Below are 26,748 nucleotides of genomic sequence, written 5' to 3' on the forward strand. Positions count from 1 at the left end.
TTTATAAGGAACTTTTTTACGTTATCCTCTATAAAAAGATTGTATAGTATAGTAATAATGGCTAAAATCGATAATAAAAACAAAGTGAAGGGGAGAAGGAATGATTCGCATTGAGTATGATCGATTAGTAGCTATTTTTTACAGTATAGGGGTTATATTATTATTAAAAATTCCAAATGATAATGAATTAATAGGGGAAAAGCTATTTAATCTCTATAAGGTTCCGATACATACGGATATTTATATGAATTACAAAGTTTCAAATATATTGATTGTTTCTTTCTTACTACATGTAATTGCATTTATATTATTTTTAAAATGGCTAGGAAAAAAGGAGCCTAGTACATTTAGAAAAATGAATAAGATAAAAGTAGTAGGTATTAGTATTTTGATTTTAATGATGCCGTTTATTTTAAATAACATCCTCCAGACATTGAATAAAACATGGTACTACGCAGGAAAAACAGGCTTAGAAGCAATAGAATATAAAAAAGACGATAGCCAGTGTAGAATGGAGAAAAATGGAGAGGATATCGAACGAAAGTGCATTGTTACTTTAAAAAATTATCGTAATCATTCACAAGCATTAAAAGTTGTTTTATATGAGGATTCAAAAAGTTATCCAGTACCAAATCCAATCTATTTACAAAAACATGAGACAAAGCAAGTCGAATTTCAAATTCCTGTTGTTTATAGTAGCGGTATTGAAAAAGATGAAGTTCCCAATATTAAAATACATTCATTGCATGAAAATGATACGAAATAAAATTAATCCGTAAGTAAAAGTTTATGAGTAGGAGCAATAATTTGAAACGATATAGAAAATCAACTTGAATCATCCGACATGCTACGAGGTAATGGCATATTGGATGATTTTTTATTTTATACCCTTTTTACGTATGAAAAGGTGGGATACAAAAGAGAAAAATTTTCGTAACTATGATGTAAGCTTCTTAACCGAAATGGTATACGACGTTCGCGTGCTCGTTTTAAAGTGTTACAGATATCATTTTTATTTTGACAAAAAACAATAATACAAGGTAGTTTTAGAATCCTTAAATTTAAATTCATTTGGGCTACGTCATAGCAGGGTCTGAGAGAACAATGTTACGACCTGTTAATTTTGTTTGTTTGAATTTATCGATACTTTCTAAAATCAGCAGTTCTTTTTATTAATGTATGAAAATCGTATGTAACGTGCGTGGACAAGAGTAGGTGAGGAATGAGATTTGCTTTTGTGAGAAATAAATAAGGCATAAGAATAAGGAATCTACATAGAGTTCAATGAAAACAGTTGCAAACTATTCATATTTTGTTATGATAGTGTTACGAAAACGTTTGCATAAAATTATGATGAGATGCAAAAGGAGAGAATGACTATGAATAAGACATGGTGGAAAGAAGCGGTTGCTTATCAAATTTATCCACGTAGCTTTATGGATTCAAATGGCGATGGTATTGGAGATTTACAAGGTATTATTGCAAAACTGGATTATTTAAAAGATTTAGGTATAGATGTAATTTGGATTTGTCCAATGTATAAGTCACCTAATGATGATAATGGTTATGACATTAGTGATTATCAAGATATCATGGATGAGTTTGGTACGATGGAAGACTTTGATGCTTTACTAGATGAAGTTCATAAGCGTGATATGAAGCTTATTATTGATTTAGTTATTAATCATACAAGTGATGAACATCCATGGTTTATTGAGTCTCGTTCATCTAAAGACAATCCGAAGCGTGATTGGTATATTTGGCATGATGGTAAAGATGGTGCGGAACCAAACAACTGGGAAAGTATTTTTAACGGTTCGGCATGGGAATATGATGAAGTAACAGGACAATATTATTTACACTTATTCTCGCGTAAACAACCAGATTTAAACTGGGAGAATAAAGAAGTTCGCGAAGTGTTATACGATACAGTTAATTGGTGGCTTGATAAAGGAATTGATGGTTTCCGCGTGGATGCAATCAGCCATATTAAAAAAGAAGATGGCTTCAAAGATATGCCAAATCCAAAAGAACTGAAGTATGTACCATCTTTTGATAAACATATGAATGTAGATGGTATTCAACCTTTACTAGAAGAGTTAAAAGAAAATACATTTTCGAAGTACGATATTATGACTGTTGGTGAAGCGAATGGCGTTAAGATTGAAGATGCTGAGCTTTGGGTTGGAGAAGAACAAGGCAAGTTCAATATGGTATTCCAATTCGAACATTTAAGCTTATGGGATGCAGAAAAGAAGAAAGATCTTGATGTTGTAGGACTGAAAAAAGTATTAACGAAATGGCAAAAAGGTCTAGAAAATAAAGGATGGAATGCTTTATATATTGAGAATCACGATAAGCCACGTATCGTTTCAACTTGGGGAGATGATAAACAATATTGGCGTGAAAGTGCAACAGCTCTAGGGGCAATGTATTTCTTTATGCACGGTACACCATTCATTTACCAAGGACAAGAAATTGGGATGACAAATGTTCAATTCCCAAATATTGAAGATTACGATGATGTAGCAATTAAAAATTTATATCGCGAGAAAATTGCAGAGGGCGTATCACATCAAGATATGATGGAAATTATATGGGCTTCTTGCCGCGATAATTCACGTACACCTATGCAGTGGAACGATGAGATGAATGCTGGCTTCACAACAGGTGCACCTTGGTTTGGTATGAATCCAAACTATAAAGAAATTAATGTTGAAAAGCAAAAGAATGAAGAGAACTCTATTTTCAATTTCTATAAGAAAATGATTGCCTTGAAAAAAGAGTACGATGTACTGAATTACGGTACGTACGATTTACTTTTAGAAGATGATCCGCAAATTTATGCATATACTCGTACATTAAGCGATGAAAAAATCGTTGTAATTAGTAATATCTCAAAAGAGGAAGCTGTATATAATGAGGGTTTATTCGCACTAGAACGCAAACGTTTGCTTTTAAATAACTACGAAGTTGCGGAACATGAACAAGTAACTACAATCACGTTAAAGCCTTATGAAACAAGGGTTTATCGCATTTCATAATAAAAAAGGATGCTCCTAGAGCATCTTTTTTATGAAAAAAAATAAATTTCTATTGCAAAGTGAAAACGCTTTTATTAAAATAGATTTATGAAAACGGTTGCGTAAAGATAAAAATGAAGTAACATAAGGAATCGTTTTCACAATAGAAACAGAGATTATAATTTAAATTATTATGTTGTTATAAATAAAGGGGAGGAAGAACAGATGAAAATTACGTCTTTTGATTTTTGGCAAAAGTTCGGGAAAGCATTATTAGTTGTTGTAGCTGTAATGCCAGCAGCTGGTTTAATGATTTCTATCGGTAAGTTAATTGGGATGTCTGCTGGGGATATTAACGCAGTTCATACGATCGCTCGCGTAATGGAAGACATCGGTTGGGCAATTATTACAAATCTGCACATCTTATTCGCGGTAGCAATTGGGGGATCTTGGGCGAAGGATCGCGCAGGTGGTGCATTCGCAGCGCTACTAGCATTTGTCTTAACGAATAGAATTACAGGAGCTATATTTGGCGTAAACGCTGAAATGTTAGCGGATTCAAAAGCGAAAGTTTCTTCAGTATTAGCAGGAGATTTAATTGTAAAAGATTACTTTACTTCTGTACTTGGTGCACCAGCATTAAACATGGGAGTTTTCGTAGGGATTATCACAGGTTTCTTAGGAGCTACTTTATATAACAAATATTATAACTATAACAAACTGCCACAGGCATTAGCATTCTTTAACGGAAAACGATTCGTACCATTCGTTGTAATTGTTTGGTCTACAGTCACTGCAATTGTATTATCACTTTTATGGCCATTCATCCAAAGTGGATTAAATGAATTTGGTCGCTGGATTGCAGCTTCAAAGGATAGTGCACCAGTTGTTGCACCATTTGTATATGGAACATTAGAGCGTTTACTATTACCATTCGGTTTACATCATATGTTAACGATTCCGATGAACTACACAGAGCTAGGCGGAACATATACGATGTTAACTGGCTCAAAAATTGGACAAGTTGTAGCAGGACAAGATCCTTTATGGCTTGCATGGATTACAGATTTAAATAACTTATTAGCAAATGGAGATACAAAAGCATATAACGATTTATTAAATAATGTTGTACCAGCCCGATTCAAAGCTGGACAAGTTATCGGTTCATCAGCAGCGTTAATGGGTATTGCATTCGCAATGTTCCGTAATGTTGATAAAGAAAAACGTGCAAAATATAAACCAATGTTCTTATCAGCAGCGTTAGCAGTATTCTTAACAGGTGTAACAGAACCAATTGAATTCATGTTCATGTTTATTGCTCCAGTATTATATGTTGTATATGCAATTACAACAGGACTTGCATTCGCATTAGCGGATTTAATTAACTTACGTGTTCACGCATTTGGATTTATTGAATTAATTACTCGTACACCGATGATGGTTAATGCAGGACTAACAAGAGATTTAATCAATTTCGTTATCGTTTCATTAGTATTCTTCGGTCTGAACTTTACATTATTCAATTTCTTAATTAAAAAGTTCAACTTACCAACACCAGGACGTGCAGGTAACTACATTGATAATGAAGATGAGTCATCAGAGGGAACAGGAAATGTACAAGATGGTTCATTAGCAACAAAAGTTATTGATTTATTAGGTGGAAAAGAAAATATTGCTGACGTAGATGCTTGTATGACACGTTTACGTGTAACAGTAAAAGATTTAGATGTTGTTGCACCAGAAGCGCAATGGAAACAAAATGGTGCTTTAGGACTTATCGTAAAAGACAAAGGGGTACAAGCAGTATATGGTCCGAAAGCTGACGTATTAAAGTCAGACATTCAAGATATGTTAGGTGCGTAATAATATGAAATTGCTAACTTTAAACTGTCACTCTTGGCAAGAAGAAAATCAAATAGAAAAGATAAAATATCTTGCTAAAGTCATTCAAGAAGAAGAGTATGATGTCATCGCATTGCAAGAAGTAAGTCAGTCGATAGGGGCTAAAAATGTATGCGGTAACAAGAAAGAAGATAATTTTGGACTTTTACTATTAGAAGAGTTAAAAGCGTTACATGTAAAAGATTACAATATTACTTGGGATTTCTCTCATATTGGTTATGATGTGTATGAAGAAGGATTAGCGATTGTAACGAAACATAATGTTATAAAAGAAGATACGTTCTTTATTTCAGAAAATAAGGACACGGCGTATTGGAAAACACGCAAAATTGTAAGTGCAACAATTGCTTATAATGGTAAGAACATCACGTTTTACTCTTGCCACCTCGGTTGGTGGAATGATGAAGAAGAATCATTTGAAGGTCAAGTTAATCGTTTGATGGAGCGTGTAGATAGCAATGAACTATCCTTCTTAATGGGTGATTTTAATAATAACGCCCGTTTGCAAGGTGAGGGTTATGAATATATGATGCAAAAAGATTTGTATGACACATATGAACTAGCAATAGAGAAGGATGAAGGAACAACTGTCCAAGGTGAGATTGCTGGTTGGGATGAAAATAAACATAATCTACGAATCGATTTAATATTGTGTAACCAAAGTGAAAAAGTTCGTTCTTCAAAAGTCATTTTTAATGGTACAAACCGAAATGTAATTTCAGATCATTTCGGTGTAGAAGTACAAGTAGATATATAATAGAAGAAATCCTCACAGATGATGAAAAGCTGTGAGGATTTTTTTGAGGAATACAAGTATTTCCAAGAGAAAATACTTGTATTTTTTATGACATTTCCTATATATTTGTTATTATTGAATGTAAAACCAATTTGGTCATTTTGTATTCATACTTTGACTGACTTCGTTATATAATGTAGTAAGTCAAAGTTAATGGGAAAAATAGTTCGTTTTTGGTTAATCCACGATGTAGAAAGTGATATAATTGCAAAATGTATGTATCATTTTCTAAAGAAGGAAAAATATATAATTAGGTGATAACTTCTATGAAACAAATTTGGCGTATTTATAAGACAGATTTACGGAATGTAGCTAAACATTGGGCTGCAATTGTTATTGTTGTAGGATTAATGATTTTACCATCGTTATATGCATGGTTTAACATTAAAGCTTCCTGGGATCCGTACGGAAATACAAAAGAGGTTCCCATTGCAGTTTCTAACCAAGATGCTGGCTCTAATTTAAGAGGAAAAGACATCAATATTGGTGACGAGATTGTAGATTCTCTTAAGAAAAACAAAAATCTTGGGTGGAAATTTGTAGACGAAAAACAAGCAATTTACGGAGTTGAGCGCGGGGATTATTATGCAAGTATTACAATTCCAAAAGATTTCTCTGAAAAGATTGCAACTGTTCTGGATGAAAATCCACAGAAACCAGAACTGGATTACTATGTAAATGAAAAAGTAAATGCAATTGCACCAAAAATTACAGCAAAAGGTGCATCAGGTATTACAGAAGAAATTAGTAAAAACTTTGTTAAAACAGCAAACGGTGAGATTTTTAAAGTTTTTAATGATCTTGGAATCGATTTAGAAACAAACTTACCAAGTATTGAGAAAGTAAAAGATCTTGTATTTAAGTTAGAAGCGCAGTTCCCAGAAATGAATACATTGATGGATAAGGCGTTAGATGATGCGACTCGAGCAGAAGATGTTGTGAAAGTGGCGCAAAAAGAGTTGCCGGTTGTAGAGAGTGTTATTAATGATGGGCAGGATACACTTAAGAGTTTAGATGCGTTCTTTGCGAGAAATGATGAAACATTGAATCGTGCTCCGGGAACTATTAAGAATAATTTAATTGTAACGAAGCAGGGCTTGGATGCTGCAGCGAAAATTACGGATTACTTAAAAAATCCTTCATTTGATTTTAATCTGACACTTCCAGATCCAGCTAAATTACCAGTGTTACCTAATATAACTCTTCCACAAATACCGCAAATACCAGAAATTCCAGCGTTACCGCAAGTGAATGGTGATGGGTATAAGAATATTGCTAAAAATATTGATCAAACTGTAAATAATGTTTTCAGCTCAATACGTGTTGGAACAACTTATGCACAAGGTGTTATAAACGGGTTACAAAATGGTAATTTTGATCCAGAAAAAGCGAAACAAGATCTTAATAATGTTTCTGAGACGCTGCAAGGACGTGCGGATAGTGTTTCATATGTAATTGATGTCTTTACTAAATTTAAAGAGTCGGCATCAACTGATTTTGGAAAAGAATTCTTCCAAAAGAGAATAGAAAGATTAACAAACCTTAAATCAGCTATCGAAAATGCAAATGGTGGCGTTAAAGATATTGCTAATATTATTGGTACAGGGCAAGAAGTGAAACAAGATGTAAGAGATGCTACTAATAAAAAGTTAGATGCAATAAATAACTTGGTAAATCAAGCAGAAGCAGATTATAATGCAACATTCGTAACTGATTTTGAAAAAGCAGTAAGTACAGCCGAGCAATTGAAAGATAAGGCTGAAGGTGTAAAAGAAGATGCGCAACAACTTAGAGGTAATTTAAATCAAGATATAAAAAAAGCGAATGAGTTAGTAAATCAAACAAATGAGGCATTAGACAATGGTAGAGAAAAGTACGATAAGGCTGTAAGTGATTACAGCAGAGTAAAAACAGAACTTGGAAAAGCAAGAGAAGACTTAAGCAACGCAGGTGTTAATGGATTAGACTCTACAAAAGTAGCCTTAAATGATTTAAATGGACAGTTCAAAGCAGCATGGAATTTAGTTAATGATATGATTCCAGTTCTGGAAAATACAAATAAAGTTTTAGCAGATGTAAATAGTGATAAGAACACGAATAACACTATTTCTAAATTAAATAAAGTAAAAGATGGTCTTCAAAAAGGAATCAATTTAACTGATAAAGGAATTGACTCTATTAATAAAGGGCAAAAACCAGCAGCAGATGTTATTGAGAGTATTAATGAAGTATCTAAGAGTGTTTCGGGTCAAATTGGTGACATTTTAGCTAAATATGATTCAGAAATCACTCCAAATTTCAATGCGGCTATTGCTCGTACGAAAGAGATGTCTAAAAACACATCTCAAATTTTAAAAGAAGCAGACAAAAAGCTTCCGGATGTTAAAAAAATACTAGAAGATTCATCAAAAGGCTTAGTAGATGGTAAAAAGAAATTAGCAGACATTAAAGCTGAAATGCCAGCTACTGAGAAAAAGATTAAAGAATTGGCAGATAAAATTCGTGATTTTGAATCTGAAGAGGATTTAAAAGACATCATACGCTTATTGAAAAACGATGTTGAGAAGCAAAGTGATTATTTTGCGAATCCAGTAAATTTAAAAGAGAATAAATTATTTGCGATGCCGAACTACGGTTCAGCAATGTCACCATTCTATACAGTGCTTGCATTATGGGTAGGCGCATTATTAATGGTTTCATTATTAACAGTAGAAGTACATGAAGAGGGCGCGAATTATAAGAGCCATGAAATTTACTTCGGACGTTTATTAACATTCTTAACGATAGGTCTTTCACAAGCGTTTATCGTATCGATGGGAGATATATTCTTACTTGGTACGTACGTAGTCGATAAGTTCTGGTTTGTGTTATTTAGTTTATTTATTGGTGGAGTCTTCGTTTGTATCGTATACTCACTCGTTTCTATTTTCGGAAACGTTGGGAAATCGATGGCGATCATTTTACTTGTACTGCAAGTAGCAGGATCGGGCGGAACATTCCCAATTCAAATGACACCAGCGTTCTTCCAAGCAATTTATCCATTCTTACCGTTCACATATGCAATTAGTGCAATTCGTGAAACAGTAGGCGGAATGCTGTGGGATATCGTAACGCGAGATTTACTTGTATTAAGTGCTTTCGTAGTAGTTATGATTGTTGCTGCGTTATTACTGAAAACACCAATTAACAAATCGAGTGAAAAATTCGTTGAGAACGCAAAAGGAAGTAAAATCATTCACTAAAATAAAAGGTTCCTACCGATAGAGGTAGGAACCTTTTTGTTTAATCAAATTTTAATTTCTTTAATGCTTCTGCGAACGGATTGTTTAATGGTTCTTCTTCTTTGTTCTGTTGTTTCATATATTTTTGAACGTCGCGCTTATCAGCTTTGTTTCCAGATTCTTTTTTACGTCTCTCTTGGAACGTGGAAAGTTTTTCGCGATAGCCACATTTACATGCGAAGATTTGTCCTGCACCTTCACCACGTAATTCTAATTTCTTCTTACATTGCGGACAACGAGCGTTTGTTGTACGAGATACATTTTTACGATGACCACATTCACGATCTTGGCAAACGAGCATCTTTCCTTTTTTGCCGTTTACCTCTAGCATTGGTTTACCGCAGTCTGGACAAGACTTTGTTGAAATGTTGTCATGTTTATATTTCTTATCACTCGATTTAATTTCAGATACAATTTCTTTCGTATAGTTCTTCATTTCTGAAATGAACACTTCTTTTTTTAGTTTACCTTTTGCGATAGCTTCTAGCTTTTGTTCCCACTCACCAGTTAGTGTAGGTGATTTTAACTCTTCTGGTACTAAATCAAGTAACTGACGGCCTTTTGAAGTAATGTGAATATCTTTACCACGTTTTTCAATTAAGAATGAATTGAATAGCTTGTCGATAATATCAGCACGTGTCGCTACAGTACCTAATCCACCAGTTGATTTTAGTGTATCAGCAAGTTGTTTGTTTTGCGTATCCATATATTTTGTAGGATTCTCCATTGCTGAAAGTAAAGTCGCCTCGTTAAAACGTGCTGGTGCTTTCGTTTGACCTGATGTTTGCATAATTAATTTTACAGTTAATGTATCGCCTTTTTCGATGCGAGGTAGAAGTTGCTCTTTTACGTCATCTGTTACATCATCATCTTCAAAGCGATTTTCGTATACTTCCTTCCAGCCGGCATGTAAAATTGTTTTTCCGCGTGCAATGAACGTTTCATTGCCAACTTTTGTGCGTAACGTTAGTTGTTCGTATTCGAATGCTGGGAATAAAACGGCTAAGAAACGTTTTACAACTAAATCATAAATTTTACGTTCTTTATCTGTGAAGGCAGAGAAATGAACGTATCCTTCTGTCGGAATAATTGCGTGATGATCGCTTACTTTACTATCATCAACAAATGACTTATTAGCCTTGATAGGCTTTTGTAATACTTTATGTGCTAAAGAACGATATTCTCCAACTCCGCACGCCTTTAGACGTTCTGGAAGTGTTCCAACGATATCAGATGAAATATAGCGTGAATCTGTACGAGGGTATGTTAGCACTTTATGTTGCTCATACAATTTCTGCATAATGTTTAATGTTTCTTTCGCAGAGTAACCGAACTTTTTATTTGCATCACGTTGTAATTCAGTTAAATCGTAAAGGCCAGGAGAGAATGACTTCTTCTGTTTTTTATCAATTTCTACAACAGTAGCATTTTGTTTATCTAGATTTTTTACAATACCGTCAATTTTGTCTTTATTAAAACTACGGCTATTACCGTTTGCATCTTGCCAAGTTAATTTTAACTTATCAGTTGTTTGCGCTTCGATACCGTAGTAAGTTTGAGCTTTGAAGTTCTTTATTTCATCTTCGCGATTAGCAATCATAGCGACAGTAGGTGTTTGCACACGGCCGCAATTCAGCTGGGCATTAAAGCGAGTCGTTAAAGCGCGAGTCGCGTTAAGACCGATATACCAGTCAGCTTCTGAACGTGCAACTGCTGAAGCGTATAAATTGTCATATGCTTTACCTGGTTTTAAATTTGCAAAACCATCTTTAATTGCTTTATCAGTAACGGATGAAATCCATAGACGTTTAATTGGTTTGTTAATTCGAACCTTATCAATAATCCAACGAGCGACTAATTCTCCTTCACGCCCAGCGTCTGTTGCTACAATAATTTCATTTACATCTTTTCTAAGTAGCTGACTTTTTACAGCATTAAATTGTTTCCCAGTTTGTTTAATAACCGTTAATTTCAAACGCTCAGGTAGCATAGGTAAATCTTCTAAATTCCACTTTTTATATTTCACATCATAGCTTTCTGGATCTGCTAATGTAACAAGATGACCTAAAGCCCAAGTTACAATATATTTACTACCTTCAAGGTAGCCATTTCCTTTTTTATCACACTTCAGTACACGCGCAATATCTCGTGCAACAGAAGGTTTTTCAGCGATTACAACGCTTTTTGACATATTAAAAACATCCTTTCAAATTTCCATACGTTAACTATAGCATACATCTTCTTGAGATTCAGTTTCGCTCTAGATTTGAACGTTTTTTAATGGGGTAACATCTGTTTGAAAGTGAATGATGGTGACAGAACATAATATGCACCATGATGAGACTGTGAGAAATAGATAGTTATTATGCGTATTGTTTTATTAGTTGCTTCTATATTGAATAGAAAAGTAAAGAACTTGTTATTTTACTAGAATAAGAGTAGACTTTGAAGTAGAAGAATACTAAACACATGGGAGTTTGTGGATGCAAACTGAGAGTATGACTAATCCGTCATTGACCATTTGAACCTGTTGGATAATGCCAGCGTAGGGAGAGTGTAAAAACACATGTTCAGGCACTTTGCGTACGCGCAAAGTGTCTTTTTGTGTATCTCCCATCACTATAGTTAGGAGATGAGAAGGATGAATATGAAAGAAATTAGTAAAGTAGTGGATTTGGTGAGAGAGTCTAATCCGCTCGTTCATAATATTACAAATGTTGTTGTCACAAATTTTACAGCTAACGGTTTGTTAGCGTTAGGAGCATCGCCTGTAATGGCATATGCAAAAGAAGAAGTAGCAGAAATGGCTAGCATTGCTGGGGCGCTTGTTTTGAACATGGGTACACTTCGTCCTGACGAGGTAGAAGCGATGTTACTTGCTGGTAAATCAGCAAATGTGAACAATGTACCAGTACTGTTTGATCCAGTTGGTGCAGGAGCAACATCGTATCGAACAGAAGTTGCGAGACATATTCCGGCTGAAATTGAGTTAGCGATTATCCGCGGAAATGCAGCTGAAATAGCGAACGTTATTAATGAGAGATGGGAAATTAAAGGAGTAGACGCTGGTGCTGGAAATGGTAATGTCGTAAGTATTGCAAAGCAGGCAGCCGACGAATTGAATACAGTAGCGGTAATTACTGGAAAAGAAGATGTTGTTACAGATGGAGAGCGAACGCTCCTTATTCGAAATGGTCACTCTATTTTAACGAAAGTTACGGGAACTGGTTGTTTACTAACTTCTGTAATAGGAGCATTTGTAGCGGTAGAAAAGGATTATGTAAAGGCAGCGGTAGCAGCATTAGCGTTTTATGGTGTAGCTGCAGAACTGGCAGCTGCTAAGACAGTGGAGAAGGGACCGGGTAGTTTCCAAATTGAATTTTTAAATCAGTTAGCGAATACTACTTCAGGTGATATAGAGAAGTATGGGAAGATTGAGGTTATATAGTAAGGAGGGAAAATAAATGTCGCGTATTTCAAAGGCAGAAATGTCTAGGTTGTTATCAGTATATTTTATTATGGGAAGTAACAATTGTACCAAGGATCCACTGCAAGTATTGAGAGATGCACTTGAAGGCGGTATAACAATTTTTCAATTTCGTGAAAAGGGAGAAGGCGCTTTGACAGGAGAGGAACGCATTTGTTTCGCAAAAGAACTACAAGCAACTTGTAAGGAGTACGGTGTACCGTTCATCGTAAATGATGATGTGGAACTAGCTCTCGAGTTAGATGCAGATGGCGTGCATGTTGGACAAGATGATGAAGGGATTACTTCTGTTCGTGAAAAAATGGGGGATAAAATTGTTGGTGTATCTACACATACAATTGAAGAAGCACGCTGGGCGATTGAAAACGGAGCTGATTATTTAGGTGTCGGCCCTATTTTCCCAACGAGTACGAAAAAAGATACGAAAGCTGTGCAAGGAACGAAAGGCTTAGCTCATTTTAGAGAACAAGGAATTACAATACCAATCGTCGGGATTGGCGGCATTACAATTGACAATACAGCTTCAGTTATAGAAGCGGGTGCAGATGGTGTTTCCATTATTTCTGCGATTAGTTTAGCGGAATCTGCGTATGAAAGTACGAAGAAGCTAGTAGAGGAAGTAAGTAAGAGTTTGTAGAAGAAGGCTATGTAGTATTAAAATGCTGCATAGCTTTTTATTTTTTGATATTGATATTTAGAAAAAGGGAGGGGATTGTTTGAAGCGGAAACAGTTTGTAGAGTTGCAAAATGAGTTGTTTCGTTTATTTAAACAAACATTTGATTAAAAAAGCACAAACCCTTTAAAATTGTCGGTTTGTGCTTTTTCTTTAAAACATAATTGATATTAAGAGCATTCCAATTCCGATAGAAGTGAATGTTGCGATTAGGCCTGGAATCATAAAGCTATGATTTAAAACATATTTACCAATGCCAGTTGTACCAGTGCGATCAAAGTTAATGGCAGCAACGATTGTTCCATAGTTTGGAATGAAGAAATATCCATTTACTGCAGGGAACATCGCGATTAGTAGTGCTGGTGGAATACCGAGTGATAATCCAAGTGGCATTAAAGCACGTACTGTTGCGGCTTGGCTATATAGTAAAATAGATAGAATGAATAATGCGATGGCAAATAGCCATGGTGCACTTGTTACTAGGTGCTGAATTGATCCTTGAATCATATTTAAGTTTCCGTTAAAGAAAGTATCTCCCATCCAAGCGATACCGAAAATAGCAACAACTGCTGTTGCCCCTGCTTTAAAGACGTTACCAGATACGATGCTTTCTACATTTGGTTTACAGAAAATAATAATAAGAGCTGCGATCGTTAACATAACCATTTCAATTGTGTTTGGCATGGAAAGACGAACTAACTTCCCGTCGACCATCCATCCTGGACGAAGTACTTCAAATGAACCGAGAAGTACGACAAGAAAAGTTCCTACTAGGAAAAGAATAACTGATAATTTAGCGCCTTTTACACCGGTAAATCCTTTTTTCTCTTCAATATTAGGAATCATTCCTTCTTTTAATCGTTTTAAGTATTCAGGGTCTTCATTTAATTCTTTCCCCATTTTGCTAGCAACAAATGCAGCTATCATACAAGCGATAAAAGTAGAAGGGATACTTACTTTTAAAATATCTAATAAGGTGATTTTATAGTCAGCTAGCATTGCTAAAAGTGCAACCGTTGCAGCTGATATAGGACTAGCTGTAATTGCTTGTTGAGAAGCAATTACGGCAATTGACATTGGTCGTTCCGGTCTAATCCCCGATTCGCGAGAAACTTCTGCGATAACAGGAAGTACAGAATAAGCAACGTGACCAGTTCCTGCGCAGAGTGTAAATAAATAAGTAACAATTGGAGCAAAGAATGTAATGCGCTTTGGATTTTTTCGTAATGCTTTCTCAGCCAGATGAACAAGGTAGTCCATTCCTCCAGCAGCTTGAAGTGCACCGGCAGCTGTAATCACCGCTAAAATCATAAGCATTACATCAATAGGAGGAGCTGTAGGTTGTAAGTGGAAGACGAAAACAAGTATTGCCATACCAACGCCACCCATCACTCCTAGACCAACTCCGCCTAGACGTGCGCCAATAAAAATGCAGAGTAGTAACGTAAGAAATTGTAGCCAAAACATGATAAACTACCTCCGAAATTCATTAGTTAAGATATATTTGAATAATTTAATTTGAACGAAAATTAAAATAAATACTCAAAATAATCCTTGTATTTCATACATTTTTTATTATATAACACAAGAAATGTAACATTCACATACTTTGTTAAATTATTTCGAAAAAATAATTCATTGAAACTATACATCTACATCTCTAAATAGGTAGACATTTTAATTTTTATGTTGTAATCTTTGATAGAGAATAATTTAATTCTCATAGAACTCCCATATCGTTCAACTCGTTCAGCGAGAAAGGCAAACTGATGGAAACATTAGGACGCAAAACTACAGGAGCTAAGGTCGAAAGGCTATGCTAGCCAGTTACCGGACGGATAGGGTTGGTCTTGACCAATGCTCTTTTCATTGGTCTTTTTTTTATTTACAAACAAATGAGAACCTTAATCAATTATTAATAAGGTTTATATTTTAATAGTTTCACTTTATATTAAGTTAATTAAGAAAGGTGATGGTAATGAAAAAATATTGGCACAAGCTATCATTTCTTCAAAAAAATGTATTGTTAACTGTGTTAGTTATTTTGACGCTTGTTGGTACTATGGGAGCGTTAAGTTTTAACATGTTTCAAAATAGTATGATGTCTATGTTTGAAAGGCATTCTTTTGAAACAGGAGATACGGTATTACATAAATTAGACGAAGAAATAGTGAGAGATGTTACAAAAGACCCAGTGGCACAAAGAGAAAAGAGAGAGAAGTTAACAGAGAAATTAGATGAAGCAACGGAAGAATTGAATAGTGTTGGACAAACGTATATTGTTGGAGCAAAAAAAAATGAAAAAGGTGAGTTACTAATCGTCGACTTGTCTACAGACTTAGCGAGTGTTGTTGAAGTAAGGCCGGGAGAATATTATAAACAACCAGATCTTTGGATGAAAGCATACGATAAGGTAATGAGCACGAAAAAAGCAAACATGACAGTAGTATATGAAGATCTATTAGGAACATGGGTAACGATATTAGAGCCAATTAAAGATGGAGATGGAAATATTGTGGCAATTGTTGCAGCCGATGTAGATGCTTCTATTGTTCCTATTACAAAAGAAAAATTCATTATACAAGGTTTAATGTTTATTTGTATTTCTGTTTTAATTGCAACTGTTATTCAATTTTTGATTGTACGTAACGCACTTGCTCCATTACGGGATTTACGTGAAGGATTGCGCAGAATCGGTGAAGGTGATTTGAGTATTAAATTGGAGGAAAGACCAGATGATATTGGTATTATTAATTCGTATTTTAATAATACTATCGAGAAGTTTAAAGGAATTATAGATAAAGTGAAGCAGACAGCAGAACAGGTTTCCTCATCTTCACAAGAATTGTCAGTGAGTACGAAAGAAAATAGCATGGCAGTCCAAGGAATCGTAAGTTCTATAGTCGAGTTAAGGGCTGGCGTTCAATTACAAGAAACGTCAGTACCAAAGTATTTAGATATTGTATATGAAATGGAAGATAGGATGGAAGAGATAACTAATATTGCAAAACAAATGACGAAAGAGTCTGAAGGTACTAAGCATCATTCAGTAAAAGGAAATGGTATTATTGAACAGACGATGAATCAAATGAACATAATACAAAATGCAGTACAAAATTTATCTTCTATCATTCATTCTTTGGAAACGAGATCAAAAGAAATTAGTGATATTGTAAATGTAATTACGAGTATTTCAAATCAAACGAATTCGCTAGCTTTACATGCTTCTATCGAAGCTTCACATGGTGAGGCAACCGGAAAGGGATTTGCCGTTGTTGCTGATGAAGTACGTAAATTAGCAGAGCAGACGGAAGTATCAGCAAAAGATATAGCGAAATTAATAGAGGAAACACAAGTTGAAACAGAAGAAGCTGCTGTTTCAATACAAAAAGCTTCAAAAGAAGTAGAATCCGGAATGAAACTTTTTCAAAGTAGTGGTGCTTTCTTTGAAAAAATTTCAAAATCTGCACAATCTGTTACAAATCAAGTTAGAGTTGTTTCTAGTAATTCAAGTGATATATTGCAAAATAGCCAAAATATTGTTCGTGTTGTAAATGAACTATCACTTATTGCAAAAACGTATGCAAATAGTAGTAATAATATTGAAGAAAGTATGAAAGAACAGGAAATGTCTGTACAAGATATTGCTGAATTAGCTAGTTCTTTAAGCTGGCTTTCACAGGAGTTACAAGAGTTAATAGGGGAATTCAAAAGTTAATTGAAATGATTATACGTGCTTTTGTTTGTTCAATAAAATAAATCATGCTACAATGAAAACGAATTAAGGACCGGGGAGCCAATTGGCTGAGAGGATGTAAACAAACATCGACCCTCAACCTGATCTGGATAATGCCAGCGTAGGGAGTTACTTAAAGTAATGTAGCATATGTTATTCTATAATAACTTGCATACAAGGCTTTCCTACGCAGTAGGAAAGCCTTTTCTTGTTTTAATATTTCATTTTATAAGGGGGATTTTACTATGTCACAACAAGTTACAATTTCATTTTCAGTAGTACCACAAGCGAAGAACAAAGATGTGTATTCTGTTGTTGATAAAGCAATTGAGGTTGTACAACAATCGGGAGTTCGTTATGAAGTAGGGGCAATGGAAACAACGCTGGAAGGAGAATTAGATGTACTTCTTGATGTCATTAAACGTGCACAACAAGCATGTGTGGATGCTGGAGCAGAAGAAGTAATTACTTCTATTAAAATCCACTATCGTCCAAGCACTGGTGTAACGATAGATGAAAAAGTTTGGAAGTACCGTGATGAATATGCAAAACCAGAAGCAATCTAAACTAATTACAACAATTTGGCTTATCCTTCTCATTGCGATATGGGAAGGATCTGTTTCATTATTTAAAATTGAACCTTGGATTTTACCGAAGCCTTCAGCCATTGTTCAAGAATTAATTGGAATGAAAGATTTACTATTACCAAATACGATACAAACGCTGCAAGAGGTTATAATTGGACTGTTCTTTGCGATTTTAATTGGAACAAGTATTGCAATTATTATGGATGTTATCCCTTTATTTCGTATTTTAATAAATCCGTTGCTTGTTATTTCACAGACAATTCCAATCGTTGTACTTGCACCGTTATTTATTATTTGGTTTGGATATGGAATGCTACCGAAAGTAATGGTAGTCATACTCGTTTGTTTCTTTCCGATTGCGCTTAGCATTTTAGAAGGTTTTCAAACGGTAGATAAAAATATGTTGAAGTTGTTGCAAACGATGAAGGCAACGAAATGGCAAGTTTATCAGAAAGTAAAGTTTCCAGCAGTGCTTCCATACTTTTTCTCAGGGCTAAAAATTGCAGTTACATATAGCGTAATGGGAGCGATTATTGGAGAATGGCTCGGTGCCAGTGAAGGATTAGGAGTTATGCTTACGAGGGCTACGAAATCCTTTTTAACAGCCCGAGTATTTGGTGTTGCAGCAATTATTGTTATCGTGACATTATGTCTGTATTTTATCGTGGAGTTTATGGCAAGAATAACAGCACCATGGATATATAGAAAGGACGGCAGAAAATGAAAAAAGGTTTAAAAGTTATGTTGGCTGCCTTATTAGCGGTAGGTGTGGTTGGATGTAATCCGGCCAAGAAAGAAGAAAGTGCAAGTAAAGATCAAAAAGTAAAAGTAGTATTAGATTGGTTTCCGAATACGAATCATACTGGCTTATATGTAGCGCAAGCGAAAGATTATTATAAAAAACAAGGATTAGATGTAGAAATTATTCAGCCTGGTGATAATGTGACAGCGGAGCAAATGATAGCTTCAGGAAAAGCTGACTTCGCAATAAGCGCACAAGAAAATGTAACGCTGGCTCGTGTGGAAGGTATTCCTGTTGTGTCTGTAGGAGCGATTATTCAGCATAACACTTCAGCTTTTGCATCGCTTAAGAAAGATAACATGACTTCACCGAAAGATTTTGAAGGCAAACGTTACGGAGGCTGGGGAGGACCAGCAGAAGAAGCTACATTAAAGACAATTATGGAGAAAAATCAAGCTGATTTTAATAAAGTTGAAAAAATCATCTTAGGACAAACAGATTTCTTTAAATCAATCGGTCGAGATGCAGACTTTGAATGGATTTATTACGGATGGGATGGAATTGAAGCGAAGCGCCAAGGAAAAGAGTTAAATACGATTATGGTGAAAGACCTAGATCCAGCGCTTGATTTCTATAGTCCTGTTATGATTACGAGTGAAAAACATACGAAACAAGATAAAGACTTTGTGAAAAAATTTATGAGTGCAACGACAGAAGGTTATAACTTTGCAATTAAAGAACCGAAAGAAGCTGCTGATATTTTAATTAAAGCTGTTCCAGATGTAAATAAAGACTTAGTACAAGAAAGTCAAAAGTGGTTAAGTACGAAGTATCAAGATGATGCAAAAGCATGGGGAGTACAGAAGGAAGAAGTTTGGACGAATTACATGAATTTCTTATATGATAACAAAGTTATTAAGAAGAAAATTGATGTGAAAGATGCCTTTACAAATGAGTTCCTTCCAAGCGAAAAATGAGCGGATTACAAATAAAAGATATTGTAAAATCTTTCGATGGAAAGAATGTATTAGCAAATATTAGTGCTTCTATACAAGAAGGAGAGTTTGTTTCCTTTGTAGGACCGAGTGGTTGCGGGAAAAGCACATTATTAAATATGATTGCAAATGTTGAAAATCCAACAAGCGGGAATGTAACGTATAAGGATAAGCACGTACAAGAGCAAGATGTCGTAAGTTATATGCCCCAACAAGATTTATTACTACCGTGGCGATCAGCTTTGCAAAATATAGTGCTGCCATTGGAAATCGAAGGGAAACCGAAAAAACAAAGGCTCACAGAAGGAATGGAAGCATTAAAGCAGTTTCAGCTAGATGAATATGCAGACCATTATCCAGATGAATTGTCTGGTGGTATGCGCCAAAGGATTAGTTTTCTGCGCACATATTTATGTGAAAAACCAATTATGCTACTTGATGAGCCTTTTGGAAAATTAGATGCCTTTACAAAAATGGAAGTACATAGCTGGCTTTTGAACTCTTGGTATCAAGAGAAGCAAACAATTGTTATGGTTACACATGACTTAGATGAGGCAATCTTGCTTTCGGATCGCGTATTTATTTTATCTCAAAGACCAGCATCGATAGTTGGTGAGGTACAAGTGAAATTACCTAGACCACGAACGATGGATATGTTAACATCACTGGAGTTAAAGAAGGATAAGGAAGAAATTCTGAGGGTATTAGCTCCTTATATGAAAAAATAGAAAAAGTCTTTTAACAGTTTTTGGTATAATTACTGTTAAGAGGCTTTTTTTATAGGGGGAGAAAGATGAAATCTATAGAGCAAATAGTTGATTCGTTAACAGCTGATAATCTTGAAGAAGGAAAGTCCTTATTAAAAAATTATATTTTATTAATGAAGTATGGTATGGAACATCATGAATTAAAAGAAGAAGAAATGATAGAAGTTTTAAAGTGGGTTCAAGGCCGGGATCAATTGAGAAAAGATGTTCCAGAATTATGTGATTTACATTTAGTTAAAAAGTTTCAAGCGTTATTAGATGAATTTATTCATTCTATAATTACAAATGGTTATGTGGAAGATGCGGTAGAAATTCTAGAGAGTGTATTAAAAAGTATGGGAGCAGTCGCTCATATTGTAAAAATTATGTTTGTTGGCAAAAGAAAAGTTAATAGAAATTCTTTAGAAATGGTAGAAGAGTTAAAACGAGAGTGCTACAACTTAATGGAAAAGCGTGCTGCTGTCGGGTTGCATGCTCAAATCTTTCACGTTTTAGGTTTCGTTCATTCGATTCAGTTTGATTTAGAAGAAAGGTCACAGGAACATGGGCGAAGTGTAATAGGATTTTTAACAGATTTTAAAACGAATGAATTGAAGTCTGTGCAACAATTTCAAACTGAAGATCATATCCCAGAAGTGAAAAATATAGTGAGTAAAGAGTATGGGATAGAATTACAAAGAAGAATTTATATGTGGAAATCGTTAACAATTATCTTTACAAGTCCATATGCATTAGAAAAGATGTATAAAGAAATTTATGCAGAGAACGATAAAACGGAGAAGGAACAAAAAGAACAATAGAGAATAGAATATAAAAGAGTAGTTTATACTCTTAATATAACAAATGTTAAAGGAGTGAAAGGATAAAATGACTTTATCAACTGTTCTTCAAATGGTTTTAGCTTGATAAGGGAGAAGTCTGCCCATTTTTAACGATTAAGCTAAATTGAAGACAGCAGGTAAAGAACCTTAATCCTTTTTTACGATAATATGTAATGGGTAAGGTGTATTCACCTTACCCATTTTTTATATGCACAATTAAATAAGGCGTTATACTGTTGCTTTCTCTATTTAGCTTATGAACCATAAGTAAAGGAGAGAAAAACATGAGTATATTAACAGTAGAAAATTTAAGTCATTCGTATGGTGAGAAGACCATTTTATATAATGCGTGTTTCCGACTATTAAAGGGTGAGCATGTTGGGTTAGTAGGTCAAAATGGAATTGGAAAATCAACATTGTTAAAAATTTTAACAGGAGAACTTATACATGATGATGGGAACATTGAGTGGTTTCCGCATGTGAAGGTAGGTTTCTTACAGCAGCATATGGATTTACAAGAGGGAATCACAGTTGAAGGATATTTACAAAGCGCATTTTCGGATTTGTATACGATTGAATGCGAAATGTTAAAAATTGCAGAAGAAATGGATGGAGCAGAAGAAATAGAAAAACTGTTAGTAAGGTATGGAGAATTACAAACTATATTGGAAAGTTCTAATTTCTATCAAATTCATACAGAAATTGATGAAGTAGCAATCGGTTTAGGTTTACTTGAAATAGGTTTGAAAAAGGATGTTTCACAGTTAAGCGGAGGACAACGAACAAAGTTATTACTTGGGAAGCTCCTTTTAGAAAAAGCTGATATTTTATTGCTAGATGAGCCAACAAACTATTTAGATACAGCTCATATAGAATGGTTGCAATCGTATTTGAGATTGTATGAAAAAGCTTATGTGATTATTTCTCATAATGAAGTATTTTTAAACAGTATTACAAATATTATTTATCATCTAGAAGGAGGGAAAGTGAAGCGATACGTAGGGAATTATGAACAGTTTATGCAAAGTTACCAAGTGCAAAAGAAACAATTACAATCGGCGTATGTGAAACAACAAAAAGAAATCTCTCAGTTAGAAACATTTATTCAAAAAAATAAAATTCGAAAAGCGAAACAGGCTAAAAGCCGAGAGAAAGTATTGGAGAAAATGCAGAGGGTTGAAAAGGTTAATCCTGTAACTCGATCACGTTTTGATTTCAATGTTTATGAGGAGCCAGTGAGTCGTATACTACAAGCTGAGAAACTAAGGATAGGTTATAGTGATCCGTTATGTCCAGAGTTGAATTTACAAGTGAAAAAAGGAGAAAAGATAGCGATTGTTGGTCATAATGGAATTGGAAAAACGACGATGTTAAAAACGTTATTAGGCCAAATAAAACCGCTAAGTGGTTCAATTTCTATTGGAGAACGAGTAAATCCTGCTTATTTTGCCCAGGAAGAGTTTGCTTCAGAAATAACAACATTAGAGAAAATTTGGGCAGAACGACCAGATATGACAAAGAAAGAAGTGCGCCAAGCATTAGCGAAGTGTGGATTAAAAGAAGAACACGTATTAAAACCGATTCGTTTATTAAGCGGCGGGGAACAAACGAAAGTACGTTTATGCGAACTGATTGTAACGAAAAGCAATGTTTTAATTTTAGATGAACCAACTAATCATTTGGATATAGAAACAAAGAAGTCTTTACAAGAAGCGTTACAACAATATAAAGGAACAGTTTTACTTGTCTCACATGAGCCTTCTTTCTATGAAGCGTGGATAACAAAAGTATGGAATATAGAAGAATGGAACGCTGAAAAATATGAATAAAGAAAAGGCATTAGCTTGTATAAGCTAATGCCTTTTCTTTGTGATTAACATGATTTTCGAGAACTCTTACATGAGAATTGTATGAAGAAGCACTCTTATGGTGCGCTTATAAGCGTGCTTTTTCTTTTGTTATGTTTATATTTATAATAATACTAGATGCCTTTCCCTAATAGGCGACTATCTTTTTTTATATATGTAGATAGTTTGAAATGGAATAAAAATAATTCCTATATGTAAAGGATAATGTGATTAGTATAGGAAGACAATAGAAATTAAAGGAAATTCATGTAAAATTCAGATGAACTTCACGCAAACTTCATATTGGAAACTAAATATGATTATAATAGGTTATTATAATGTTCATTTGTGATTTTTCATAAAATTAAAAGTTTGAATTTAGGATAGAGTACTTAAACCTAAATTCAAACTTTAGTGAAATAATTAATGGAGGTTACGTTTAGTTTTCGCTAATGGATACATTTACAAGTTCAGCAGGATTGCCTGTTCCTGCCCCTCCGATTGTAACGGATCCTCCAGGAGGAATTTCACCATTCCATCCTGCATTCGTAATTACGTAATGATTATTTATTTTACTACTAATTTTAGAATCCCAAACTTGTGTTAAATTGCCGTTGTAATCAAATTCTAATTTCCAATTTTTAATAGGGGTCGTTCCACTATTTTTAATTACAATCGAGAAGTTGTAACCACTTCCCCAGTTTGAAGTGACTGAAAAGGTAGCAGTCCCATTTCCATCAGGAGGTGTTGTGTTCGTATCATCTGTTTTTACAAGAATAGAAGTAGGCTGTGATTTATTCCCAGCAGCATCTTTTGCTATTATTGAAAATGTGTATTCTGTATTAGATTTTAAGTTTTTAATTGTAATGCTATTTGTTGTTGTACTCCATTTCTCTTCTCCGGCAGTAATTTCATATTCCGTAACTCCTACGTTATCAGTAGATGCAGTCCAATTTAATTGAACGGAGTTTGAATTTTTATTTGTAACAGCAATATTTTTTACGTTTGTTGGTGATTCAGTATCTTTTTGAGTAATAGGTCCACCAAGTAGCTCTTTTACTAACGTATCAAGTAATTTAGGTCCACTACAACTATATTTTGGACTTGTACGGCAATCCCCGCTTAGCTCCCAAAACATTGCGCCACTTAAACCCTTTGTTTTTATATAGTCTGTTTTATATTTCATAGATTCGCTGTCATCATAGCTAATAAAGGTTCCTGTAGTCGCATTATATAAATAAGGTACCTTCGCTACATCGTTCCAATAGCGAACAAAACCATTCTTATTAACATAATTAGCTGCTAAATCACCATAATCGTACACACCTGTGTCACCGGTAGAATAATCATCCCAAGTACCTTTAGAAGCGAGTTTTCCATCACTACCTGGTTTACAAGGTTGGTATTGTCCGTTATTTTCTTTTCCGCAACTTTTCCATCCACGCCCGTAAAAAGGTACGCCTAATACGAGTTTATCTGCTGGAACACCTTCATTTGTATAAATATCTATTGCACCATCTACGTAAAAATTCGTATCCGCAGCTGGGTCATTTGGGTCTTTGTATAGAGCTGCATTATGGTTAGAAGTAGCTTCCCATCCACCGTGGAAATCATATGTCATAATATTAATCCAATCCAGTATTTGAGAGATTTTCTTTAGCTCTGTATGATCCGCATAACGTTGGCTTGCACCTGACGCGATTGTTAGTAAATATTGTTTCCCATCTTCTGCAGTAGCTTTCGTTAATGCATTTCGAACATCTTGAAGGAGTAGGGTGAAGTTTTGCTTATCTTCAGGACGGTAACTACCACCAGGAATCGTCTCAACGCCCGGGTATTCCCAATCTAAATCAACACCGTCAAATCCATATTCGCGAAGAAAAGCAACTGTGGATTCAGCGAATACTTTTCTTGTTTTTTCATCAGCGGCCATATCAGAAAAGCGGTTAGACCAAGTCCAGCCACCAACGGAAATAATTGTTTTTAAGTGAGGATACTTAGCTTTTAATCGTTTCAGTTCTCCAAAATTTCCACAGCGGGCGTATTTATCACAATCTTCCCAAGTTGTACCTGATCCCGGATAAGATTTTGTGACATCAGCCCATGGTTCACCGAGTACGAGAGTACCATTAGGAACCTCTTTATTTTGCAGTGGTACACCAGATTCTTTACAGTTCCACGTTTGTTTATTTGGATTATCGGGGTGAGTAGAAGGGTTTCCATGTTTTCCATTCCAGCAAATATCAGCGAAAGCATAGTTTAAATGAGTTAGCTTTGATGCATCAATGTCTGCAACTTGATAATTACGCCCGTAAATGCCCCAAGAAGGAAAATACCCAACAATTTTTTGACCTTGCTTTGGTGAATCTGCTAATGCGAAATTTGGATTAATAAAGTTTGTGAGAAAAAGAGGTAAGAAGAGTAGTAGGGATAGTAATAGCAGCGTGAATTTTTTTGATCTCATAGTCATTTCTCCTTTCAAAATAAAAGATATATTTAAAGGCTTACGCCAATAAACCAAAATGAATCTAGACGTATGAAACGTCTAGATGAAAATGATCAGACATCACGAAGTCTATACAAGGGAGCTGGGGATGATTAAATCGTAGCAAATGTAAGATTTTGTGTAAACGCTTTATTGGATTCGAAAAGACTTTCTCAATATGAAGTGGCTCTAATACGGATTACACATGAAAATAAAATATTGATTAGGGAGGAAAAGGCTTCTTGGAATTAAATTTGAGAAAAAATTGTATGAAATCAATTTGTAATAGCGTAGCGAGATGAGAAAATATCATGTAAAATAATAGTAAAAATATGTAAAGGAGCGAATGGTGTGGATGTCTTTTTGAACATTGCTGAAGAAAAAATTCGACAAGCAATACGGAATGGAGACCTTGATCATATTCCGGGAAAAGGAAAACCACTACAATTAGAAGACCTTTCAACGGTACCTCCAGAACTGAGAATGAGTTATAAAATTTTAAAAAATGCGGGCATGATTCCGCCAGAAATGGAACTACAAAAAGATATATTAAAAATAGAAGACTTAATTGCGTGCTGTTATGATGAAGCGGAGAGAAAAAAATTACAAGAAGAGTTAACAGCAAAAACGCTGCGTTTTCAGCAGGTAATGGAAAAGAGAAAAATTAAAGATAGTTCGGCTTTTCGTATGTATCAAGATAAGGTATTTCGTAAATTACGTTAAGAGGGATAAGATGAATACATTTGAAACGATAGAAGAATTAGCAACATATATTGAAAGACAACAATTAGTACTGCTCTTTATTAAAACAGAAAATTGTGGTGTCTGTGATGTTATGCTAAGAAAAGTAAATGGTGTATTAGAGAATTATGATTACGTAGAGAAAGTAGAACTATTACTACAAGACATGCAAGAAATTGCAGGGCGATATGCAGTATTTACAGGACCAACAGTTTTATTATTTTATAATGGAAAAGAGATCCTTCGTGAATCTCGTTTTATTTCACTTGAAAATTTAGAGAGAACAATTCAATTATTCGAAGATTAAGGGAGGTTTTTATATGGAATTTATTATTTTCATACTATTATTTGTTGTAGTTGGAATAATTGTAACAGCAGTTCGATCGAACAAAAAGAAGGTAAATCTTACGAAACAAAATAACATTCATAATTCATCTAACAATTCATCACCATTATTTTTCTTTGCTGGATCTGATAATGATAGCTCGCACGATGGAGGCTCACATGATTGCGGAGGATCTTTCGGTGGAGATAGCGGAGGGAGCTGCGATGGAGGCGGAGGTGGCGGTGATTGATGAAAATGCGCTTTATATAGGCGTATTTCTTTTTAAAACAAACGTTTGATTAGTTGGCTTACATATGCATAAAAACAGTTAAACAAACGTTTGATTACATATCTTTAACGTACTAAGGGGAATGGAAATGAAAAGGGAACCGAAAGTGAAAAACAAGGGGAAAGTAATGTTGTTTTTATTAGCTGCGGGAGGTGTATTTCTTGTTAAATTAGGATTTAAAATTGGAATAATACATATGATTCGAACGTGGTTTGAAAGTACGTTTTCTTAAATAAGGAATATAGCCTCT

Annotated in this window: 21 protein-coding genes, 1 pseudogene and 3 riboswitches; of the genes and pseudogenes, 18 read left to right on the forward strand and 4 right to left on the reverse strand. The window is 34.8% G+C overall.

The features are described from left to right. Positions 1-100 precede the first annotated feature (100 nt). Positions 101-766, forward strand: a complete 666-nt coding sequence (locus COL05_RS12105; protein ID WP_098668782.1) for an ABC transporter permease — start codon at positions 101-103, stop codon at positions 764-766. Between the two features lie 149 nt (positions 767-915). Here the strand turns inward: COL05_RS12105 and COL05_RS12110 are convergent. Next, positions 916-1,145 (reverse strand): annotated as a pseudogene (locus COL05_RS12110) (FAD-binding oxidoreductase); the annotation flags it as partial. 234 nt (positions 1,146-1,379) lie between these two features. Between COL05_RS12110 and COL05_RS12115 the strand changes: the two are divergent. The 4 genes from COL05_RS12115 (at position 1,380) to COL05_RS12130 (ending at position 8,963) form a co-directional block, all read left to right on the forward strand. After that, positions 1,380-3,044, forward strand: coding sequence for a glycoside hydrolase family 13 protein (locus tag COL05_RS12115; RefSeq protein WP_098668783.1), 1,665 nt, complete (start codon positions 1,380-1,382; stop codon positions 3,042-3,044). Positions 3,045-3,248: 204 nt separating this feature from the next. Further along, positions 3,249-4,886: a PTS transporter subunit IIBC gene (locus tag COL05_RS12120; RefSeq protein ID WP_000705540.1), complete on the forward strand. Its 1,638-nt coding sequence runs from the start codon at positions 3,249-3,251 to the stop codon at positions 4,884-4,886. A gap of 4 nt (positions 4,887-4,890) precedes the next feature. Beyond that, positions 4,891-5,682 carry an endonuclease/exonuclease/phosphatase family protein gene (locus COL05_RS12125; protein WP_098668784.1) on the forward strand — a complete coding sequence of 264 codons (792 nt, stop codon included), beginning with the start codon at positions 4,891-4,893 and terminating at the stop codon, positions 5,680-5,682. A 305-nt stretch (positions 5,683-5,987) separates the two neighbouring features. Continuing rightward, positions 5,988-8,963 carry a YhgE/Pip domain-containing protein gene (locus COL05_RS12130; RefSeq protein ID WP_098668785.1) on the forward strand — a complete coding sequence of 992 codons (2,976 nt, stop codon included), beginning with the start codon at positions 5,988-5,990 and terminating at the stop codon, positions 8,961-8,963. A gap of 40 nt (positions 8,964-9,003) precedes the next feature. On the opposite strand, the gene topB is transcribed toward COL05_RS12130, so the two are convergent. Next, a complete protein-coding gene (gene topB, locus COL05_RS12135) occupies positions 9,004-11,193 on the reverse strand; it encodes a DNA topoisomerase III (RefSeq protein ID WP_098668786.1) in 2,190 nt (729 codons plus the stop codon). Between the two features lie 268 nt (positions 11,194-11,461). After that, positions 11,462-11,571: riboswitch (TPP riboswitch) on the forward strand. Positions 11,572-11,643: 72 nt separating this feature from the next. Here topB and thiM point away from each other — a divergent pair. Together thiM and thiE are read left to right on the forward strand one after the other, a co-directional pair. Further along, positions 11,644-12,450, forward strand: a complete 807-nt coding sequence (gene thiM / locus COL05_RS12140) for a hydroxyethylthiazole kinase (RefSeq protein ID WP_098668787.1) — start codon at positions 11,644-11,646, stop codon at positions 12,448-12,450. 16 nt (positions 12,451-12,466) lie between these two features. Then, the gene (gene thiE, locus COL05_RS12145) at positions 12,467-13,126 is read left to right on the forward strand and encodes a thiamine phosphate synthase (protein WP_098668788.1); all 660 of its coding nucleotides are present in this window, start codon (positions 12,467-12,469) and stop codon (positions 13,124-13,126) included. Positions 13,127-13,316: 190 nt separating this feature from the next. Here thiE and COL05_RS12150 read toward each other — a convergent pair whose 3' ends face one another. Further along, a complete protein-coding gene (locus COL05_RS12150) occupies positions 13,317-14,630 on the reverse strand; it encodes an anaerobic C4-dicarboxylate transporter family protein (RefSeq protein WP_098668789.1) in 1,314 nt (437 codons plus the stop codon). Between the two features lie 283 nt (positions 14,631-14,913). Beyond that, positions 14,914-14,998, forward strand: a riboswitch (cyclic di-GMP riboswitch). 143 nt (positions 14,999-15,141) lie between these two features. Between COL05_RS12150 and COL05_RS12155 the strand changes: the two genes are divergently transcribed. The 7 genes from COL05_RS12155 (at position 15,142) to COL05_RS12185 (ending at position 22,640) form a co-directional block, all read left to right on the forward strand. Further along, positions 15,142-16,881, forward strand: a complete 1,740-nt coding sequence (locus COL05_RS12155; protein ID WP_098668790.1) for a methyl-accepting chemotaxis protein — start codon at positions 15,142-15,144, stop codon at positions 16,879-16,881. A gap of 61 nt (positions 16,882-16,942) precedes the next feature. Further along, positions 16,943-17,044: riboswitch (TPP riboswitch) on the forward strand. A 100-nt stretch (positions 17,045-17,144) separates the two neighbouring features. After that, a complete protein-coding gene (locus tag COL05_RS12160) occupies positions 17,145-17,465 on the forward strand; it encodes an MTH1187 family thiamine-binding protein (protein WP_000082898.1) in 321 nt (106 codons plus the stop codon). Further along, entirely contained in the window at positions 17,437-18,210 is a 774-nt protein-coding gene (locus COL05_RS12165) for an ABC transporter permease (RefSeq protein ID WP_142337451.1), read from the forward strand. The genes COL05_RS12160 and COL05_RS12165 overlap by 29 nt, the downstream gene beginning before the upstream one ends. Further along, complete coding sequence (locus COL05_RS12170; RefSeq protein ID WP_098668792.1) at positions 18,207-19,205, forward strand: ABC transporter substrate-binding protein; 999 nt, start codon at positions 18,207-18,209, stop codon at positions 19,203-19,205. The genes COL05_RS12165 and COL05_RS12170 overlap by 4 nt, the downstream gene beginning before the upstream one ends. Continuing rightward, on the forward strand, positions 19,202-19,951 hold the full coding sequence (locus COL05_RS12175) for an ABC transporter ATP-binding protein (protein WP_098668793.1): 750 nt from the start codon (positions 19,202-19,204) through the stop codon (positions 19,949-19,951). Before COL05_RS12170 ends, COL05_RS12175 begins: the two co-directional genes overlap by 4 nt. Positions 19,952-20,016: 65 nt before the next feature. Continuing rightward, entirely contained in the window at positions 20,017-20,790 is a 774-nt protein-coding gene (locus tag COL05_RS12180; protein ID WP_098668794.1) for a hypothetical protein, read from the forward strand. A gap of 305 nt (positions 20,791-21,095) precedes the next feature. Beyond that, a complete protein-coding gene (locus COL05_RS12185; protein ID WP_098668795.1) occupies positions 21,096-22,640 on the forward strand; it encodes an ABC-F family ATP-binding cassette domain-containing protein in 1,545 nt (514 codons plus the stop codon). Positions 22,641-23,097: 457 nt separating this feature from the next. Here the strand turns inward: COL05_RS12185 and COL05_RS12190 are convergent, their stop codons facing one another. Further along, positions 23,098-25,122, reverse strand: coding sequence for a glycosyl hydrolase family 18 protein (locus tag COL05_RS12190; protein WP_098668796.1), 2,025 nt, complete (start codon positions 25,120-25,122; stop codon positions 23,098-23,100). Positions 25,123-25,494: 372 nt separating this feature from the next. On the opposite strand from COL05_RS12190, the gene COL05_RS12195 reads away from it, so the two are divergent. The 4 genes from COL05_RS12195 to COL05_RS12210 all read left to right on the forward strand — a co-directional run bounded on the left by COL05_RS12195 (position 25,495) and on the right by COL05_RS12210 (position 26,730). Then, complete coding sequence (locus tag COL05_RS12195) at positions 25,495-25,866, forward strand: DnaJ family domain-containing protein (RefSeq protein ID WP_098668797.1); 372 nt, start codon at positions 25,495-25,497, stop codon at positions 25,864-25,866. 10 nt (positions 25,867-25,876) lie between these two features. Then, entirely contained in the window at positions 25,877-26,191 is a 315-nt protein-coding gene (locus COL05_RS12200; RefSeq protein WP_098668798.1) for a thioredoxin family protein, read from the forward strand. Between the two features lie 13 nt (positions 26,192-26,204). After that, positions 26,205-26,459 (forward strand): hypothetical protein, encoded by a 255-nt coding sequence (locus tag COL05_RS12205; protein ID WP_071729602.1) that lies wholly within the window; start codon positions 26,205-26,207, stop codon positions 26,457-26,459. Between the two features lie 127 nt (positions 26,460-26,586). After that, the gene (locus tag COL05_RS12210; RefSeq protein WP_000817976.1) at positions 26,587-26,730 is read left to right on the forward strand and encodes a hypothetical protein; all 144 of its coding nucleotides are present in this window, start codon (positions 26,587-26,589) and stop codon (positions 26,728-26,730) included. Positions 26,731-26,748: the final 18 nt, after the last annotated feature.

The sequence above is a fragment of the Bacillus sp. AFS059628 genome (assembly GCF_002571225.1).
Taxonomy (GTDB): domain Bacteria; phylum Bacillota; class Bacilli; order Bacillales; family Bacillaceae_G; genus Bacillus_A.

Bases quoted from the DNA above. Each gene is read 5' to 3' on its own strand.
- COL05_RS12105 (WP_098668782.1), top strand. From the start codon at position 101: ATGATTCGCATTGAGTATGATCGATTAGTAGCTATTTTTTACAGTATA.
- COL05_RS12115 (WP_098668783.1), top strand. From the start codon at position 1,380: ATGAATAAGACATGGTGGAAAGAAGCGGTTGCTTATCAAATTTATCCA.
- COL05_RS12120 (WP_000705540.1), top strand. From the start codon at position 3,249: ATGAAAATTACGTCTTTTGATTTTTGGCAAAAGTTCGGGAAAGCATTA.
- COL05_RS12125 (WP_098668784.1), top strand. From the start codon at position 4,891: ATGAAATTGCTAACTTTAAACTGTCACTCTTGGCAAGAAGAAAATCAA.
- COL05_RS12130 (WP_098668785.1), top strand. From the start codon at position 5,988: ATGAAACAAATTTGGCGTATTTATAAGACAGATTTACGGAATGTAGCT.
- topB (WP_098668786.1), bottom strand. From the start codon at position 11,193: ATGTCAAAAAGCGTTGTAATCGCTGAAAAACCTTCTGTTGCACGAGAT.
- thiM (WP_098668787.1), top strand. From the start codon at position 11,644: ATGAATATGAAAGAAATTAGTAAAGTAGTGGATTTGGTGAGAGAGTCT.
- thiE (WP_098668788.1), top strand. From the start codon at position 12,467: ATGTCGCGTATTTCAAAGGCAGAAATGTCTAGGTTGTTATCAGTATAT.
- COL05_RS12150 (WP_098668789.1), bottom strand. From the start codon at position 14,630: ATGTTTTGGCTACAATTTCTTACGTTACTACTCTGCATTTTTATTGGC.
- COL05_RS12155 (WP_098668790.1), top strand. From the start codon at position 15,142: ATGAAAAAATATTGGCACAAGCTATCATTTCTTCAAAAAAATGTATTG.
- COL05_RS12160 (WP_000082898.1), top strand. From the start codon at position 17,145: ATGTCACAACAAGTTACAATTTCATTTTCAGTAGTACCACAAGCGAAG.
- COL05_RS12165 (WP_142337451.1), top strand. From the start codon at position 17,437: ATGAATATGCAAAACCAGAAGCAATCTAAACTAATTACAACAATTTGG.
- COL05_RS12170 (WP_098668792.1), top strand. From the start codon at position 18,207: ATGAAAAAAGGTTTAAAAGTTATGTTGGCTGCCTTATTAGCGGTAGGT.
- COL05_RS12175 (WP_098668793.1), top strand. From the start codon at position 19,202: ATGAGCGGATTACAAATAAAAGATATTGTAAAATCTTTCGATGGAAAG.
- COL05_RS12180 (WP_098668794.1), top strand. From the start codon at position 20,017: ATGAAATCTATAGAGCAAATAGTTGATTCGTTAACAGCTGATAATCTT.
- COL05_RS12185 (WP_098668795.1), top strand. From the start codon at position 21,096: ATGAGTATATTAACAGTAGAAAATTTAAGTCATTCGTATGGTGAGAAG.
- COL05_RS12190 (WP_098668796.1), bottom strand. From the start codon at position 25,122: ATGAGATCAAAAAAATTCACGCTGCTATTACTATCCCTACTACTCTTC.
- COL05_RS12200 (WP_098668798.1), top strand. From the start codon at position 25,877: ATGAATACATTTGAAACGATAGAAGAATTAGCAACATATATTGAAAGA.
- COL05_RS12205 (WP_071729602.1), top strand. From the start codon at position 26,205: ATGGAATTTATTATTTTCATACTATTATTTGTTGTAGTTGGAATAATT.
- COL05_RS12210 (WP_000817976.1), top strand. From the start codon at position 26,587: ATGAAAAGGGAACCGAAAGTGAAAAACAAGGGGAAAGTAATGTTGTTT.